This is a genomic window from Escherichia fergusonii ATCC 35469 (assembly GCF_000026225.1).
Lineage (GTDB): Bacteria > Pseudomonadota > Gammaproteobacteria > Enterobacterales > Enterobacteriaceae > Escherichia > Escherichia fergusonii.
On sequence record NC_011740.1, the window covers coordinates 4,401,583 to 4,419,999 of the forward strand.

Below are 18,417 nucleotides of genomic sequence, written 5' to 3' on the forward strand. Positions count from 1 at the left end.
CGCCGTTCCCCGTTCAAAAACGCAAGAACGTTATAAACTGCAGGGTATGGATTGTGTTGCGTGCGTATTAAGATTTTTTGACGCTTATAATCAGTATCATCTGCATGGCATCTTGCGCAAGTGTTTAAGAACAGGGCTTTTAACTGGTTGTTTGCATAATTCACCAGTTTAATACCGATAATGATGAATAACTTTCTGTTATAGAAAGATTTTTATTTGTTGCTATTTAAATAATTACTTGTCGGCATCATTTTGTCGGCAGTGGTTAACTGCCTAATTTTCAGACAAATAATAATTGGCTGTTTTGTAACGTGTTCATCACATTGGCAGAGTTAATAACTGTCTCCGACTGACTCATACTCTTCAGTTGCAACAAAAAGAATGTTCGCTTGTGGGCATTTGTTTTGGTTCCTGGTTCGGGCTCACTCCGTCCTTTTGTATTGATAAGCACATGTAACTCAATGGCTTATTAAAATTTTGTTGGTGACCTTCAAAAATTACCCTGCCGTTTATTTGCACAATTCTACTTTTGCGTGATCTGTCGCCCAAATACTAAACAAAACTGCCAATACCCCTACATTTAACGCTTATGCCACATATTATTAACATCCTACAAGGAGAACAAAAGCATGAGTCAAATTCACAAACACACCATTCCTGCCAACATCGCAGACCGTTGCCTGATAACCCCTCAGCAGTACGAGGCGATGTATCAACAATCTATTAACGCACCAGATACCTTCTGGGGCGAACAGGGAAAAATTCTCGACTGGATCAAACCTTACCAGAAGGTGAAAAACACCTCCTTTGCCCCGGGTAATGTGTCCATTAAATGGTACGAGGACGGCACGCTGAATCTGGCGGCGAACTGCCTTGACCGCCATCTGCAAGAAAACGGCGATCGCACCGCCATCATCTGGGAAGGCGACGACGCCAGCCAGAGCAAACATATCAGCTATAAAGAGCTGCATCGCGATGTTTGCCGCTTCGCCAATACCCTGCTCGAGCTGGGCATTAAAAAAGGTGATGTAGTGGCGATTTATATGCCAATGGTGCCGGAAGCCGCGGTCGCGATGCTGGCCTGCGCCCGCATTGGCGCGGTGCATTCGGTAATTTTCGGCGGCTTCTCGCCGGAAGCCGTTGCCGGACGCATTATCGATTCTAACTCACGGTTGGTGATCACTTCTGACGAAGGTGTGCGCGCCGGGCGCAGTATTCCGCTGAAGAAAAACGTCGATGACGCTCTGAAAAATCCGAATGTCACTAGCGTTGAGCATGTGGTGGTACTGAAGCGTACTGGCGGAAAAATTGACTGGCAGGAAGGGCGCGATCTGTGGTGGCACGACCTGATTGAGCAAGCGAGCGATCAGCACCAGGCGCAAGAGATGAACGCTGAAGATCCGCTGTTTATTCTCTACACTTCCGGTTCTACCGGGAAGCCGAAAGGCGTGCTGCACACTACCGGCGGTTATCTGGTGTACGCGGCGCTGACTTTTAAATATGTCTTTGATTATCATCCGGGCGATATCTACTGGTGCACCGCCGATGTGGGCTGGGTTACCGGGCACAGTTATTTGCTGTACGGCCCGCTGGCATGCGGCGCGACCACGCTGATGTTTGAAGGCGTACCGAACTGGCCGACGCCTGCCCGTATGGCCCAGGTGGTGGATAAGCATCAGGTCAATATTCTCTATACCGCGCCCACGGCGATTCGCGCGCTGATGGCAGAAGGCGATAAAGCGATCGAAGGCACTGACCGTTCGTCGCTGCGCATTCTCGGTTCCGTAGGCGAGCCAATCAACCCGGAAGCGTGGGAGTGGTACTGGAAGAAGATCGGCAACGAGAAATGTCCGGTGGTCGATACATGGTGGCAGACCGAAACTGGCGGTTTCATGATCACGCCACTGCCTGGCGCTACCGAGCTAAAAGCCGGTTCGGCGACGCGTCCGTTCTTCGGCGTGCAACCGGCGCTGGTCGATAACGAAGGTAACGCGCTGGAAGGGGCTACCGAAGGCAGCCTGGTGATCACCGACTCCTGGCCGGGTCAGGCGCGTACATTGTTTGGCGATCACGAGCGTTTTGAACAGACCTACTTCTCCACCTTCAAAAATATGTATTTCAGCGGCGACGGCGCGCGTCGTGATGAAGATGGCTATTACTGGATCACCGGGCGTGTGGACGACGTGCTGAACGTCTCGGGTCACCGTCTGGGAACAGCGGAGATTGAGTCGGCGCTGGTGGCACATCCGAAAATTGCCGAAGCCGCTGTCGTCGGTATTCCGCACAATATTAAAGGTCAGGCGATCTACGCCTACGTCACGCTTAATCACGGGGAGGAACCGTCACCAGAACTGTACGCAGAAGTCCGCAACTGGGTGCGTAAAGAGATTGGCCCGCTGGCAACGCCAGACGTGCTGCACTGGACCGACTCCCTGCCTAAAACCCGCTCCGGCAAAATTATGCGCCGTATTCTGCGCAAAATTGCGGCGGGCGATACCAGCAACCTGGGCGATACCTCGACACTTGCCGATCCTGGCGTAGTCGAGAAGCTGCTTGAAGAGAAGCAGGCTATCGCGATGCCATCGTAACCCACCATTGCCGGATGTGGCGTAAACACCTTATCCGGTCTACACGCCCCTTTCTTTATAGTGGGAAAGGGCAAATATAAAAATTCTCCTAAGTATTTCGCGTTGCAGGCAGGAAGCAAGCGAGCATCTCCCCAGGAGCATAGAAAACTATGTGACTGGGGGAGGCGAGTGCGGCTGACGAACCTGCGGCGTGAAAGACGACGGGGAACCTCTGGAGAATCTGTGATGAATGGCACTATTTATCAGCGGATAGAAGACAATGCGCATTTCAGGGAGTTAGTCGAAAAACGGCAACGGTTTGCCACCATCCTGTCGATTATTATGCTGGCAGTTTATATCGGCTTTATTTTACTGATCGCCTTCGCGCCCGGCTGGCTGGGCACTCCGCTGAATCCGAACACCAGCGTCACACGCGGTATTCCGATTGGTGTTGGAGTGATCGTGATCTCCTTTGTTCTCACCGGTATCTACATCTGGCGGGCGAACGGCGAATTCGACCGTCTTAATAATGAAGTCCTGCATGAGGTACAAGCATCATGAAAAGAGTTCTGACGGCGCTTGCCGCCACACTCCCTTTCGCAGCTAACGCCGCGGATGCTATTAGCGGGGCCGTAGAGCGCCAGCCAACGAACTGGCAGGCGATTATTATGTTCCTGATTTTCGTCGTGTTTACGCTCGGCATTACCTACTGGGCGTCAAAACGCGTACGTTCGCGTAATGACTACTACACCGCAGGCGGCAATATCACCGGTTTTCAGAACGGGCTGGCGATTGCCGGGGACTATATGTCCGCTGCCTCATTCTTGGGGATCTCCGCGCTGGTGTTTACCTCCGGCTATGACGGCTTAATTTACTCGCTGGGCTTCCTGGTGGGCTGGCCGATCATTTTGTTCCTGATTGCCGAACGTCTGCGTAACCTGGGGCGCTACACCTTTGCCGATGTAGCCTCTTACCGTCTGAAACAAGGGCCGATCCGTATTCTTTCGGCCTGTGGTTCTCTGGTGGTCGTGGCGCTTTACCTTATCGCCCAGATGGTAGGCGCAGGTAAACTTATCGAGCTGCTGTTCGGCCTTAACTATCACATTGCGGTAGTGCTGGTCGGCGTGCTGATGATGATGTACGTCCTGTTCGGCGGCATGCTGGCGACCACCTGGGTACAGATTATCAAAGCTGTGCTGTTACTGTTTGGTGCCAGCTTTATGGCCTTTATGGTGATGAAACACGTCGGCTTTAGCTTCAACAATCTGTTCAGCGAAGCGATGGCGGTACACCCGAAAGGTGTCGATATCATGAAGCCGGGCGGACTGGTGAAAGATCCCATCTCCGCGCTGTCGCTGGGGCTGGGGCTGATGTTTGGTACGGCTGGCTTACCGCACATTCTGATGCGTTTCTTTACGGTCAGCGATGCCCGTGAAGCGCGTAAGAGCGTGTTCTACGCCACCGGATTTATGGGCTACTTCTACATCCTGACCTTTATTATCGGCTTTGGCGCGATCATGCTGGTTGGTGCAAATCCGGAATATAAAGACGCGGCGGGCCATCTGATTGGTGGTAACAACATGGCGGCAGTTCACCTGGCCAATGCGGTGGGCGGCAACCTGTTCCTCGGCTTTATTTCAGCGGTTGCTTTCGCCACCATTCTTGCGGTGGTTGCGGGTCTGACGCTGGCGGGCGCATCGGCGGTGTCTCACGACCTGTACGCTAACGTATTCAAAAAAGGCGCGACCGAACGTGAAGAACTGCGGGTATCGAAAATCACCGTGCTGATCCTCGGCGTGATTGCCATTATCCTCGGCGTGCTGTTTGAGAATCAGAACATCGCCTTCATGGTGGGCCTGGCGTTTGCCATCGCGGCGAGCTGTAACTTCCCGATCATTCTGCTTTCCATGTACTGGTCGAAACTGACCACTCGTGGCGCGATGATGGGCGGCTGGCTGGGGCTGATTACCGCAGTGGTACTGATGATTCTCGGCCCTACCATTTGGGTACAGATCCTCGGTCACGAAAAAGCCATCTTCCCGTACGAATACCCGGCGCTGTTCTCTATCACCGTGGCATTCCTCGGCATATGGTTCTTCTCGGCAACCGATAACTCAGCGGAAGGTGCGCGTGAGCGTGAACTGTTCCGTGCGCAGTTTATCCGCTCCCAGACTGGCTTTGGCGTTGAGCAAGGCCGCGCGCATTAATCTCTACCCTTCCCCGGTCGTTTGACCGGGGAATTTCTCTTCAGGCATCAGGCGGCAGACAGACGCCAATCCCACCGATACCGCAATAACCATACGGATTTTTATGCAGATATTGCTGGTGGTCATCCTCGGCATAATAGAATGGCGTGGCGTTGGCTATTTCAGTGGTGACAGGGCGATCATCATTAGCGGCGATCATCGCGGCCTGAAAACGTTCCCGGCTGGCACGGGCGGCCGAATCTTGTTCCGGTGTCAGTGGATAAATCGCCGAACGATACTGCGTGCCGTGGTCATTGCCCTGACGCATACCCTGGGCGGGATCGTGATTCTCCCAAAATACCTGTAACAGCTGCTCATAGCTGATTACCGAAGGATCGTAAACAATACGTACCGCTTCGGCATGGCCTGTTTCTCCAGAGCACACTTCCCTGTAAGTAGGATTCGGTGTATAGCCTCCTGTATAACCAGCGGCAGTGCTGTAAACCCCAGGAAGCTGCCAGAAAAGTCGCTCCACGCCCCAGAAACAGCCCATCGCAAAAATGGCGATTTCCATTCCGTCAGGTACGTTGGTCATTGAGTGACCGTTGACCGCATGCAAGGTGGCTACGGGCATCGGGGTGTTACGTCCAGGCAGGGCATCGGCGGGGGAAACCAGATGCTTTTTATCAAATAAACTCATGGTGTCGTTCTCCCGAAAATCGGTCATTGGCGTTAAGGTTGTAACAAGAGACGTATTTGCACACAATAACCGCTGTGAATAGGTCTAAAGTAAAACATAAGAAATATTTGGGATTTAGTCTGCTTTTTAATCCATGATGTTGGGTTTTTATTAAGCCGTGAAGCGGTGTTCAAGGGGCTGGAATAAAGGATATTCAGGAGAAAATGTGCGCTATATCCGACAGTTATGCTGTGCAAGCTTACTCTGCTTAAGCGGCTCTGCCGTTGCCGCGAATGTCCGTCTGGAAGTCAAAGGGCTATCAGGGGCGCTTGAGAAGAACGTTCGTGCCCAGCTTTCTACTATTCAAAGTGATGAAGTTACACCAGATCAGCGCTTTCGTGCGCGCGTGGATGATGCCATCCGCGAAGGTCTGAAAGCGTTGGGGTATTACCAGCCAACCATTGAATTTGATCTCCGTCCACCGCCAAAGAAAGGGCGGCAGGTTTTGATCGCCAACGTCACGCCAGGCGTTCCGGTGTTAATTGGTGGCACCGATGTGGTATTGCGCGGCGGCGCGCGGACCGATAAAGACTATTTGAAATTGCTCGATACTCGCCCGGCGATTGGCACTGTTCTGAACCAGGGTGATTATGAAAATTTCAAAAAGTCCTTAACCAGCATTGCGTTGCGTAAAGGCTATTTCGATAGCGAATTTACCAAAGCGCAGCTGGGCATTGCGCTCGGCCTGCATAAAGCCTTCTGGGATATTGATTATAATAGTGGCGAACGTTACCGCTTTGGGCATGTGACCTTTGAAGGATCACAAATTCGTGACGAATACCTGCAAAATCTGGTGCCGTTCAAAGAGGGCGATGAGTACGAATCGAAAGATCTGGCGGAACTGAACCGCCGACTTTCTGCTACCGGCTGGTTTAATTCGGTGGTGGTGGCACCACAATTTGATAAAGCGCGCGAAACGAAAGTATTACCGTTGACGGGCGTGGTTTCGCCGCGCACAGAAAACACCATCGAAACCGGGGTCGGTTACTCTACGGACGTGGGGCCACGAGTTAAGGCGACGTGGAAAAAACCATGGATGAACTCGTACGGTCATAGCCTGACCACCAGCACCAGTATTTCTGCACCGGAGCAGATCCTTGATTTCAGCTATAAAATTCCACTGCTTAAGAACCCCCTGGAACAATATTATTTGGTGCAGGGCGGTTTTAAGCGTACTGACCTGAACGATACCGAGTCTGACTCCACGACGCTGGTGGCTTCTCGCTACTGGGATCTTTCCAGCGGCTGGCAACGCGCGATTAACCTGCGCTGGAGTCTCGACCACTTTACTCAGGGCGAAGTCACCAACACCACGATGCTGTTTTATCCGGGGGTGATGATTAGCCGCACGCGTTCTCGCGGTGGCCTGATGCCAACCTGGGGCGACTCGCAACGCTACTCTATCGACTACTCCAACACCGCCTGGGGCTCAGATGTCGATTTCTCCGTTTTCCAGGCGCAAAACGTCTGGATCCGTACACTGTACGATCGCCATCGTTTTGTTACGCGCGGTACGTTGGGCTGGATTGAAACGGGTGACTTCGACAAAGTACCGCCGGATCTGCGTTTCTTCGCCGGGGGCGACCGCAGTATTCGTGGCTATAAATACAAATCGATCGCCCCGAAATACCCGGACGGCGACCTGAAAGGGGCCTCGAAGTTGATAACCGGATCGCTGGAGTACCAGTACAACGTCACCGGAAAATGGTGGGGCGCGGTGTTTGTCGATAGCGGCGAAGCGGTGAGCGATATCCGTCGTAGTAACTTTAAAACTGGCACCGGGGTTGGCGTGCGCTGGGAATCGCCAGTCGGGCCAATCAAACTCGATTTTGCCGTACCGGTCGCGGATAAAGACGAACACGGGTTACAGTTTTACATCGGTCTGGGGCCAGAATTATGAGTTTATGGAAAAAAATCAGCCTCGGCGTGGTTATCGTTATCTTACTGTTGCTGGGATCGGTGGCGTTTCTGGTGGGCACCACCAGCGGCCTGCATCTGGTATTTAAAGCGGCAGATCGCTGGGTGCCGGGGCTGGATATTGGCAAGGTCAGCGGCGGCTGGCGCGATCTCACCTTGTCTGATGTTCGTTATGAGCAGCCAGGCGTGGCGGTAAAAGCGGGTAATCTACATCTGGCAGTCGGGCTGGATTGTCTGTGGAACAGCAGCGTTTGCATTAATGACCTGGCGCTGAAAGACATTCAGGTCAACATCGACAGCAAAAAGATGCCCCCTTCTGAACAGGTTGAAGAAGAAGACAGTGGGCCGCTGGATCTCTCCACGCCCTATCCCATCACCCTGACGCGGGTGGCGCTGGACAACGTCAACATCAAGATTGATGACACCACGGTGTCGGTGATGGACTTCACCTCCGGCATGAACTGGCAGGAGAAAACCCTGACCCTGAAACCGACATCACTGAAAGGTTTATTGATTGCTCTGCCAAAAGTGGCGGAAGTAGCGCAGGAAGAGGTCGTCGAACCGAAGATTGAAAATCCGCAGCCGGATGAAAAACCGCTCGGCGAAACGCTGAAAGATCTCTTTTCTCGCCCGGTATTGCCGGAAATGACCGACGTGCATTTGCCGCTCAACCTGAATATTGAAGAGTTTAAGGGTGAGCAGCTGCGCGTGACGGGCGACACGGACATCACCGTGCGCACCATGCTGCTGAAAGTGAGCAGCATCGACGGTAATACCAAACTGGACGCCCTGGATATCGATTCCAATCAAGGGATCGTCAACGCCAGCGGCACGGCGCAGCTATCAGACAACTGGCCGGTGGATATCACCCTCAACAGCACACTGAACGTGGAGCCGTTGAAAGGTGAAAAGGTGAAGCTGAAAGTGGGCGGCGCACTGCGCGAACAGCTGGAGATAGGCGTTAACCTTTCCGGTCCGGTGGATATGGATTTACGCGCCCAGACGCGACTGGCAGAAGCCGGATTGCCGCTCAACGTGGAAGTGAACAGCAAACAGCTTTACTGGCCGTTCACTGGTGATAAACAGTATCAGGCGGATGATCTGAAATTGAAACTCACCGGTAAAATGACCGATTACACGATCTCTATGCGTACGGTAGTGAAGGGGCAGGAGATCCCGCCCGCGACCATTACCCTTGATGCCAAAGGCAATGAACAGCAGGTCAATCTCGACAAACTCACCGTCGCGGCGCTGGAAGGGAAAACTGAACTCAAGGCGCTACTCGACTGGCAGCAGGCAATTAGCTGGCGCGGTGAGTTAACGCTTAATGGCATTAACACCGCGAAAGAGTTCCCGGAGTGGCCGTCGAAACTCAATGGTTTGATTAAAACGCGCGGTAGTCTGTATGGCGGCACCTGGCAGATGGACGTGCCGGAGTTGAAGCTGACCGGTAACGTCAAACAGAACAAAGTGAACGTTGACGGCACGCTAAAAGGCAACAGTTATATGCAGTGGATGATCCCAGGGCTTCATCTGGAACTGGGGCCAAACAGTGCCGAAGTGAAAGGCGAGCTGGGGGTAAAAGATCTCAATCTTGATGCCACCATCAACGCGCCGGGGCTGGATAATGCGCTACCAGGACTGGGTGGTACAGCGAAAGGGTTGGTGAAAGTACGCGGCACGGTGGAAGCGCCACAACTACTGGCAGATATCACCGCGCGCGGCCTGCGCTGGCAGGAACTTTCCGTGGCGCAGGTTCGCGTGGAAGGCGATATCAAATCCACTGACCAGATTGCGGGTAAACTTGACGTACGCGTTGAGCAAATCTCGCAGCCCGATGTGAATATCAACCTCGTCACTCTGAATGCCAAAGGCAGCGAAAAGCAGCACGAGCTACAGTTGCGGATTCAGGGCGAACCGGTTTCCGGGCAGCTTAATCTGGCAGGAAGTTTTGATCGCAAAGAAGAACGCTGGAAGGGAACACTTAGCAATACGCGCTTCCAGACGCCGGTCGGTCCGTGGTCGCTGACCCGCGATATTGCGCTGGATTACCGCAATCAGGAGCAAAAAATCAGCATCGGGCCACACTGCTGGCTTAACCCGAATGCAGAACTGTGCGTGCCGCAAACCATTGATGCCGGGGCTGAAGGGCGTGCGGTGGTGAATCTCAACCGCTTCGACCTGGCCATGCTGAAACCGTTTATGCCAGAAACCACTCAGGCCAGCGGTATCTTCACGGGTAAAGCGGATGTCGCCTGGGACACCACGAAAGAGGGGCTGCCGCAGGGCAGTATCACCCTTTCGGGGCGTAACGTGCAGGTAACGCAAACCGTCAACGATGCGGCGCTGCCCGTGGCGTTTCAGACGCTGAATCTGACGGCGGAGTTGCGTAACAACCGTGCCGAACTGGGCTGGACCATCCGCCTGACCAATAACGGCCAGTTTGATGGACAGGTGCAGGTGACCGATCTACAAGGCCGCCGTAATCTTGGTGGCAACGTCAATATCCGTAACTTCAACCTTGCGATGATAAACCCCATCTTTACCCGTGGGGAAAAAGCAGCGGGGATGGTAAGTGCCAACTTGCGTCTGGGGGGTGATGTGCAAAGCCCGCAGTTGTTTGGTCAGCTCCAGGTTACGGGTGTGGATATCGACGGCAACTTTATGCCGTTTGCTATGCAGCCGAGCCAGCTTGCGGTTAATTTTAACGGTATGCGCTCGACGCTTGCCGGTACTGTGCGGACCCAACAGGGAGAAATCTACCTGAGCGGTGACGCCGACTGGAGCCAGATTGAAAACTGGCGGGCGAGGGTAACCGCGAAAGGCAGTAAGGTACGGATCACCGTGCCGCCGATGGTACGAATGGATGTATCCCCAGATGTTGTATTCGAGGCTACACCAAACCTGTTTACTCTCGACGGTCGCGTGGATGTCCCTTGGGCGCGCATTGTGGTGCATGAGCTGCCGGAAAGCGCGGTGGGCGTTTCCAGCGATGTGGTGATGCTTAACGATAACCTGCAACCGGAAGAGCCGAAAACGGCGTCGATTCCGATTAACAGCAACCTGATTGTCCACGTTGGCAACAATGTGCGCATTGACGCCTTCGGCCTGAAAGCGCGGCTGACGGGCGATCTCAACGTCGTACAGGACAAACAAGGACTGGGCCTGAACGGGCAGATCAACATCCCTGAAGGTCGCTTCCATGCCTATGGTCAGGATCTGATTGTGCGTAAGGGTGAGCTACTGTTCTCTGGTCCGCCGGATCAACCGTATCTTAATATCGAAGCTATTCGTAACCCGGATGCTACAGAAGACGACGTAATCGCCGGAGTTCGAGTCACTGGTCTGGCAGACGAACCGAAAGCGGAGATCTTCTCTGACCCGGCGATGTCGCAACAGGCCGCGCTTTCCTACCTGCTACGTGGACAAGGGTTGGAGAGCGATCAGAGTGACAGTGCGGCGATGACCTCAATGCTGATTGGTCTGGGGGTTGCACAAAGTGGTCAGATTGTGGGTAAAATCGGCGAGACGTTTGGCGTAAGCAACTTAGCGCTCGACACAGAGGGAGTAGGCGACTCCTCCCAGGTGGTGGTCAGCGGCTATGTATTGCCAGGTCTGCAAGTGAAATACGGCGTGGGTATATTTGACTCAATAGCAACACTCACGTTACGTTATCGCCTGATGCCTAAGCTATATCTGGAAGCCGTGTCTGGTGTAGACCAGGCACTGGATTTGCTCTATCAGTTCGAGTTTTAGCAATGCGAATATTTGTCTACGGCAGTTTACGCCACAAACAAGGCAACAGTCACTGGATGACCAATGCCCAGTTACTGGGCGATTTCAGTATCGATAACTACCAGTTGTATAGCCTGGGCCACTATCCAGGCGCAGTTCCGGGGAACGGAACAGTACACGGTGAAGTTTATCGTATTGACAACGCCACGCTGGCCGAACTTGATGCCTTGCGCACCAGGGGCGGTGAATACGCGCGCCAGTTGATTCAGACGCCGTACGGGAGTGCATGGATGTACGTTTATCAACGACCCGTCGATGGATTGAAGCTAATTGAAAGCGGCGACTGGTTAGACAGGGATAAGTAACCATATGCATACGCCACCTTCGGGTGGCGTTGTTTTATCCAGCTGCCTGAATGTATTCCGAATTTGACGCCATTCTTATCTTTTCTTAAATGCTGATTTGTTGTGCAGTGTTATAAACACCTGGCACGCTCAACAAGGACGCGACCTCAATGAAAAAATCTCTTCTGGCTGCACTGCTGACAGGACTGTTTGCACTCGTTTCTCTTCCCGCTTTGGGAAATGTCAATTTCGAGCAATTAAAGCAAAAAGCTGAACGTGGAGAAGCGAAAGCACAGCTGGAGCTGGGATATCGCTATTTTCAGGGTAATGAAACGACAAAGGATCTCACCCAGGCGATTGACTGGTTTCGCCGTGCCGCAGAGCAGGGATACACCCCGGCAGAATTTGTACTGGGGTTACGCTATATGAACGGTGAAGGTGTGCCGAAAGATTATGCTCAGGCGGTTATCTGGTACAAAAAAGCAGCACTGAAGGGGCTTCCACAGGCGCAGCAGAATTTGGGTGTAATGTACCATGACGGTAAGGGTGTGAAGATTGATAAAGCCGAATCTGTGAAATGGTTTCGCCTGGCAGCAGAGCAAGGTCGTGACAGCGGCCAGCAAAGTATGGGAGATGCATATTTTGAAGGCGATGGTGTAACGCGGGATTACGTTATGGCACGTGAGTGGTATAGCAAAGCAGCGGAACAAGGTAACGTCTGGTCCTGTAATCAGCTTGGTTATATTTATTCCAAAGGTTTAGGTGTTGAAAAAAACGATGCTATATCGGCGCAATGGTATCGAAAATCAGCGACATCCGGCGACGAGTTAGGGCAGCTTCATTTGGCTGATATGTACTATTTCGGTATCGGTGTTACTCAGGATTACACTCAATCGCGGATATTGTTTACCCAGTCGGCAGAGCAGGGAAATGCTATTGCACAGTATCGACTGGGATACATATTAGAAGAAGGTTTGGCGGGTGCGAAAGAGCCGTTAAAAGCACTGGAGTGGTACCGTAAATCGGCAGAACAGGGCAATGCCATTGGGCAATATTATTTAGCTGAAATATATATCAGGCGCGCAGAAGGCATTCCCTATAACCGTGAGCAAGCTATCTATTGGTACACCAAATCGGCAGAACAGGGGGATACTGATGCTCAGGTTAATCTCGGGGCATTATTGTATCGACATGGTTCCGAAGAAGAACAGAGAAGGGCCGTGGACTGGTATCGCAAGGCGGCTGAAGAGGGAGTGGCAATGGCGCAATTTAATTTGGGTAATGCTTTACTCCAGGGAAAAGGTGTTAAAAAAGATGAGCAACAAGCCGCAATCTGGATGCGAAAAGCCGCAGAGCAAGGATTTAGTTCAGCGCAGGTGCAATTAGGTGAAATCTATTATTATGGCTTGGGCGTAGAACGTGATTATGTGCAGGCCTGGGCGTGGTTCGATACCGCATCGACCAATGATATGAATCTTTTTGGTACGGAAAACCGCAATATTACAGAGAAAAAGCTGACAGCCAAACAACTGCAACAGGCTGAATTATTATCGCAACAATATATAGAAAAATATGCCCCGGAAGCCTGGGCGAGAATGCAAAAGCTTAACGCACGATCTACTGTAACGACGGGTAATAAATAACGGGTAACTGTCAGATCAGGTTTGCGCTAATACCACTCAACCAATGCCACCTGCGGGTGTAATGCCAGTCAGTTAAGCAACTGACTGGCTCTTTTTCGGGGCTGTGGGGTATTTCCAGGGCCTCTCCTTTACCACTCTCGGGAAGGCCCTTTCCCTTCTTGTCGGTAATTTCACAAGTTGTCCCATACTTGCAAGATCGCGCATCAGCTCCGGTATACGTCCCGGTGAAGCGCCCTGCAATGTCATCAGCATTCTCATCACCATTCCGCATGATTCTGAGAAACTCAGTTGATTCGGCCAGTAACCTTTCTGATGTTCCGCCATTTTAATCATCTGATATCTCACCAGATTATAAGCCAGTAAGACACCCCACAGCTCTTGCTCCACAAGCTCCGGCTTTTTACTTCTCAGCGTCAGCCTGCTCAGTTGCATCGTCTGTTTTATCTCCCTGTATCCCAGTTCGATTTCCCAGCGATGACTGTACAGATCCGCCATTTCTCCTCCGGGGAAGCGCATGGCGTCCGTCATCGACGTCAGCAGATGGCAGACCTTTCCTTTGCGCGTCACAGTCAGCAGGCGGGCTGTCACCTCATTTCCCAGTCCCGGCCACTTTTTTCGTGCCTGTGGGCTGGTTTTCAGCTTCACCAGATGATCGCCTTTACCCAGTTTTCTGATCTCTTCATATTGCGCTCCCTTTCTGAGAGGGATCATCCAGTGGCGGTGTTCTCCCGCCAGGCTCCAGGCATTTAACAGTCCCAGTGAGTAATAACCTTTATCCATTAACGTCAGAGTGTTATCGCCGGTTTGTTCTATAAGTTGCTCAGCAAGCTCATTTTCGCTGTTCTTCATCGTGCCGAAGGCTGCAGCCGTCAGCAGATGGCTGGTCAGTTCCATCTGGCAGACCATTTTGACCTGCGGGTAGAGCGCCGGGTTCCCGGCATGTGTCTGGCGGGGGAAGGCTGCATCGTTCTCTGGTGTATCCGGTGTGCGCCAGAACACACCATCGATGGCCAGCAGGGTCAGGCCGCACCATTGCGGATGCGGCGTGGCGTTATGCCAGAGCTGCGCTGTTTTCGTGAACACGCGGCGGACAGCCTCACTTCCCAGGCGCTGGCGGGCCTGAATAACGGCACTGGGGGCAACGAAAGGGCGATTGCCCGGCAGCATGATGTCCAGGCGATTCACAATCTGGTGAAGAGGTTCTTTACGCTCAAGCGCCATGCCAACAATACACCAGACCATCATTTCGAGGGGAAGACGGCGCTTGCGTAGCGTTACAGTACCAGATTCGGCAAGGCAACGAGAGATGAGTTCGGGGTCGAGGTAATCCCCCAGAGAAGTCAGTGGGTTACGCAGAGAATCATAACGGGATACCAGATCAAGAGCCTGTCCAATGTGCATAAAAAAATCCGGAAACGAGTGAGCGTTTCCGGATTCTTACACAGCCACTGGATCGGTCAACTGATCCTTAACTGATCGGCATTACACCTGCGGGTGGCGTTATTTTTTTGCGAGACGAATCGTATTCTTTTTTGTAACTTCCTCGCCTTTTGCTTTTCCTTCCGAGCCGCTTTCCATATCCGTAAACGCATAAAAAACTCTGCTGGCGTTCACAATTACGCAGGGGTAAAACGGGTACACGCTTTGAACGGTGAGAATGAGTGAGGTTGGCTAACTTCCAGCAAGCGGCTATGAACAGCAAAATGGTGGTCGGGTTTGCTTGTTCTTACCGTTCAAGCCTTTCAACTGCTGAGAATAATGATAGTGGAATAGAGAGTTTATATATTCCGGGCATAAAAAAACCCTTACTAACCGAAGCCCGGCGTTCAGGGTTATTACGCTTGAAGAACTTATTTATTCTTGGCGCGCTCGAAGGAAGCAACGATTTCAGCTTTAGCGGCTTCTGCGTTTTCCCAACCTTCAACTTTTACCCACTTGCCTTTTTCGAGGTCTTTGTAGTGCTCGAAGAAGTGAGCGATCTGAGCTTTCAGCAGTTCAGGCAGATCGTTTACGTCTTTAATGTGATCGTATTCTTTGCTCAGCTTAGTGTGCGGAACAGCAATCAGTTTCGCATCTTCACCGGCTTCGTCGGTCATTTTCAGAACGCCAACCGGACGGCAGCGGATCACTGAACCCGGCTGCAGCGGGTACGGAGTTGGGACCAGTACGTCAACCGGGTCACCGTCCAGAGACAGGGTGTGGTTGATGTAACCGTAGTTGCACGGATAGAACATCGCGGTGGACATGAAGCGGTCAACGAACAGTGCGCCGCTCTCTTTGTCGATTTCGTATTTGATCGGATCTGCGTTAGCCGGGATTTCAATAACAACGTAGATGTCTTCCGGCAGCTCTTTACCCGCAGGGACGTTGAGTAAGCTCATGTCTGTTTCCTTTAAAAATATGTGGCAAACAAGTGCCGAGTATTATAGCCAACTCGCGGCGAAAGTCTTCGCTTGTTTTCGCTCACTTTGTACTTCCGCCATCGTTTTAAGACGCTTCGTATAGCAGGAATATCCATAACAACAGTCGCTTTTTTAATGGCGTTATGAAAGCGATTACAAACTTGTGATTAACGTTTTATTTACTTTTTTGAAGTGTGATGTAACGCAATTCGTTACATGACCGATTGTCTATAGTTTTTTCGCGAACATCTTTTAACCAATAATAACTACCCCGACGAGGACAACCCTATGTGGAAACGCTTACTTGTAGTCTCTGCAGTCTCGGCAGCCATGTCGTCTATGGCGTTGGCCGCTCCATTAACCGTTGGATTTTCGCAGGTCGGATCGGAATCCGGCTGGCGTGCCGCTGAAACCAACGTGGCGAAAAGTGAAGCCGAAAAACGCGGTATCACGTTGAAAATTGCCGATGGTCAGCAAAAGCAGGAAAACCAGATTAAAGCGGTACGTTCCTTCGTTGCACAAGGGGTGGATGCGATCTTTATCGCTCCGGTGGTGGCGACTGGTTGGGAACCGGTATTAAAAGAGGCGAAAGATGCCGAAATCCCGGTCTTCTTGCTCGATCGTTCCATCGATGTGAAAGACAAATCTCTCTATATGACCACCGTGACTGCCGACAACATCCTCGAAGGTAAGTTGATCGGTGACTGGCTGGTAAAAGAAGTGAATGGCAAACCGTGTAACGTGGTGGAGTTGCAGGGCACCGTTGGAGCCAGCGTCGCCATTGACCGTAAGAAAGGCTTTGCCGAAGCCATTAAGAATGTGCCAAACATCAAAATTATCCGCTCGCAGTCTGGTGACTTCACCCGTAGTAAAGGCAAAGAAGTGATGGAGAGCTTTATCAAAGCGGAAAACAACGGCAAAAACATCTGCATGGTTTACGCCCATAACGATGACATGGTGATTGGCGCGATTCAGGCAATTAAAGAAGCGGGCCTGAAACCGGGCAAAGATATCCTGACAGGCTCTATCGACGGCGTGCCGGACATCTACAAAGCGATGATTGATGGCGAAGCGAACGCCAGCGTTGAACTGACGCCGAATATGGCAGGCCCTGCTTTTGACGCGCTGGAGAAATACAAAAAAGACGGCACTATGCCTGAAAAGCTGACGCTGACCAAGTCCACCCTTTACCTGCCTGATACCGCAAAAGAAGAGTTAGAGAAGAAGAAAAATATGGGGTATTGAGGGGCATCAATACCTGATGCCGACTTGTACGCCGCCGGATAAGGCGTTTATGCCGCATCCGGCGGTTGTGCGAGATGCCTGATGCGACGCTGTTGTGTCTTATCTGGCGCACGCTTTACAACGGGGGAAACTATGAATACTAACCAACACCAGGAAATCCTCCACACCGAAGGATTAAGTAAATTTTTCCCCGGCGTCAAAGCGTTAGACAATGTTGATTTCAGCCTGCGCCGTGGTGAAATCATGGCGCTGCTCGGTGAAAACGGGGCGGGAAAATCAACGCTAATCAAAGCATTAACCGGCGTTTACCACGCCGATCGCGGCACCATATGGCTGGAAGGTCAGGCTATCTCACCGAAAAACACCGGCCACGCACAACAGCTAGGCATCGGCACCGTCTATCAGGAAGTCAACCTGCTACCCAATATGTCGGTTGCTGATAATCTATTCATAGGTCGCGAACCCAAACGTTTCGGCCTTCTACGCCGTAAAGAGATGGAAAAGCGCGCCACTGAACTGATGGCATCTTACGGTTTCTCCCTCGACGTGCGGGAACCGCTCAACCGTTTTTCAGTCGCGATGCAGCAAATCGTCGCCATTTGTCGGGCCATTGATCTCTCCGCCAAAGTGCTGATCCTCGATGAACCCACCGCCAGCCTCGACACTCAGGAAGTAGAGTTACTGTTTGGCCTGATGCGTCAGTTGCGCGATCGCGGCGTCAGCCTGATCTTTGTCACTCACTTTCTCGATCAGGTCTATCAGGTCAGCGATCGGATCACTGTCTTACGCAACGGCAGTTTTGTTGGCTGTCGGGAAACCCGCGAGCTACCGCAGATCGAACTGGTAAAAATGATGCTGGGGCGCGAACTGGACACCCACGCGCTGCAGCGTGCCGGGCGAACATTGTTAAGCGACAAACCCGTTGCCGCGTTCAAAAATTACGGCAAAAAAGGAACAATCGCACCGTTCGATCTCGAAGTGCGCCCCGGCGAGATCGTCGGACTGGCAGGTCTGCTGGGATCCGGACGTACCGAAACCGCCGAAGTGATCTTCGGTATCAAACCTGCTGACAGCGGCACGGCGTTGATCAAAGGCAAACAGCAAACCCTGCGATCCCCACATCAGGCGTCGGTACTGGGTATCGGCTTCTGCCCGGAAGACAGGAAAACCGATGGCATCATCGCCGCCGCCTCGGTGCGGGAAAATATCATCCTCGCTCTCCAGGCCCAGCGCGGCTGGTTACGGCCGATTTCGCGCAAAGAACAGCAAGAGATTGCCGAACGCTTTATCCGCCAGCTTGGCATTCGCACACCTTCCACCGAACAGCCGATTGAGTTTCTCTCCGGTGGCAATCAGCAAAAAGTGCTGCTCTCACGTTGGCTACTGACCCGGCCGCAATTTCTGATCCTCGACGAGCCAACCCGCGGCATTGACGTTGGCGCCCACGCTGAGATCATCCGCCTGATTGAAACGCTATGCGCCGATGGTCTGGCGCTGCTGGTGATCTCCTCCGAACTGGAAGAGCTGGTGGGCTATGCCGACCGGGTGATTATCATGCGCGATCGCAAACAGGTGGCGGAGATCCCGCTGGCAGAGCTTTCCGTTCCGGCGATCATGAACGCCATTGCGGCGTAAGGAG

Annotated in this window: 12 protein-coding genes; 9 read left to right on the forward strand and 3 right to left on the reverse strand. The window is 52.3% G+C overall.

The genetic code is table 11. The features are described 5' to 3' along the window. The first annotated feature begins 629 nt into the window (after positions 1 to 629). The 3 genes from acs to actP all read left to right on the forward strand — a co-directional run bounded on the left by acs (position 630) and on the right by actP (position 4,774). Positions 630 to 2,588, forward strand: coding sequence for an acetate--CoA ligase (acs, locus tag EFER_RS21440; RefSeq protein ID WP_000078255.1), 1,959 nt, complete (start codon positions 630 to 632; stop codon positions 2,586 to 2,588). 225 nt (positions 2,589 to 2,813) lie between these two features. Next, positions 2,814 to 3,128: a DUF485 domain-containing protein gene (locus EFER_RS21445; protein WP_001014565.1), complete on the forward strand. Its 315-nt coding sequence runs from the start codon at positions 2,814 to 2,816 to the stop codon at positions 3,126 to 3,128. Continuing rightward, positions 3,125 to 4,774, forward strand: coding sequence for a cation/acetate symporter ActP (gene actP / locus EFER_RS21450; RefSeq protein ID WP_000832551.1), 1,650 nt, complete (start codon positions 3,125 to 3,127; stop codon positions 4,772 to 4,774). Before EFER_RS21445 ends, actP begins: the two co-directional genes overlap by 4 nt. A gap of 40 nt (positions 4,775 to 4,814) precedes the next feature. On the opposite strand, the gene msrA is transcribed toward actP, so the two are convergent. Further along, complete coding sequence (gene msrA, locus EFER_RS21455) at positions 4,815 to 5,453, reverse strand: peptide-methionine (S)-S-oxide reductase MsrA (protein WP_002431723.1); 639 nt, start codon at positions 5,451 to 5,453, stop codon at positions 4,815 to 4,817. A 205-nt stretch (positions 5,454 to 5,658) separates the two neighbouring features. Here msrA and tamA point away from each other — a divergent pair, with 205 nt between their 5' ends. From tamA to esiB, 4 genes are all read left to right on the forward strand, one after another. Beyond that, positions 5,659 to 7,392: an autotransporter assembly complex protein TamA gene (gene tamA, locus EFER_RS21465; RefSeq protein WP_001269286.1), complete on the forward strand. Its 1,734-nt coding sequence runs from the start codon at positions 5,659 to 5,661 to the stop codon at positions 7,390 to 7,392. Further along, positions 7,389 to 11,165: an autotransporter assembly complex protein TamB gene (tamB, locus tag EFER_RS21470; RefSeq protein WP_000060850.1), complete on the forward strand. Its 3,777-nt coding sequence runs from the start codon at positions 7,389 to 7,391 to the stop codon at positions 11,163 to 11,165. The genes tamA and tamB overlap by 4 nt, the downstream gene beginning before the upstream one ends. Before the next feature lie 2 nt (positions 11,166 to 11,167). Further along, positions 11,168 to 11,509 (forward strand): gamma-glutamylcyclotransferase family protein, encoded by a 342-nt coding sequence (locus EFER_RS21475; RefSeq protein WP_001219160.1) that lies wholly within the window; start codon positions 11,168 to 11,170, stop codon positions 11,507 to 11,509. Positions 11,510 to 11,658: 149 nt separating this feature from the next. Continuing rightward, on the forward strand, positions 11,659 to 13,131 hold the full coding sequence (gene esiB, locus EFER_RS21480; RefSeq protein WP_000749157.1) for a secretory immunoglobulin A-binding protein EsiB: 1,473 nt from the start codon (positions 11,659 to 11,661) through the stop codon (positions 13,129 to 13,131). A gap of 72 nt (positions 13,132 to 13,203) precedes the next feature. Here esiB and EFER_RS21485 read toward each other — a convergent pair whose 3' ends face one another. After that, complete coding sequence (locus tag EFER_RS21485) at positions 13,204 to 14,532, reverse strand: IS4-like element IS4 family transposase (RefSeq protein ID WP_000547318.1); 1,329 nt, start codon at positions 14,530 to 14,532, stop codon at positions 13,204 to 13,206. A 449-nt stretch (positions 14,533 to 14,981) separates the two neighbouring features. Then, on the reverse strand, positions 14,982 to 15,512 hold the full coding sequence (gene ppa / locus EFER_RS21490) for an inorganic diphosphatase (protein ID WP_000055077.1): 531 nt from the start codon (positions 15,510 to 15,512) through the stop codon (positions 14,982 to 14,984). A 309-nt stretch (positions 15,513 to 15,821) separates the two neighbouring features. On the opposite strand from ppa, the gene ytfQ reads away from it, so the two are divergent. Both ytfQ and ytfR read left to right on the forward strand, forming a co-directional pair. Further along, positions 15,822 to 16,778, forward strand: coding sequence for a galactofuranose ABC transporter substrate-binding protein YtfQ (ytfQ, locus tag EFER_RS21495; protein ID WP_000265945.1), 957 nt, complete (start codon positions 15,822 to 15,824; stop codon positions 16,776 to 16,778). 132 nt (positions 16,779 to 16,910) lie between these two features. Next, entirely contained in the window at positions 16,911 to 18,413 is a 1,503-nt protein-coding gene (gene ytfR / locus EFER_RS21500; protein ID WP_001095656.1) for a galactofuranose ABC transporter, ATP-binding protein YtfR, read from the forward strand. Positions 18,414 to 18,417: the final 4 nt, after the last annotated feature.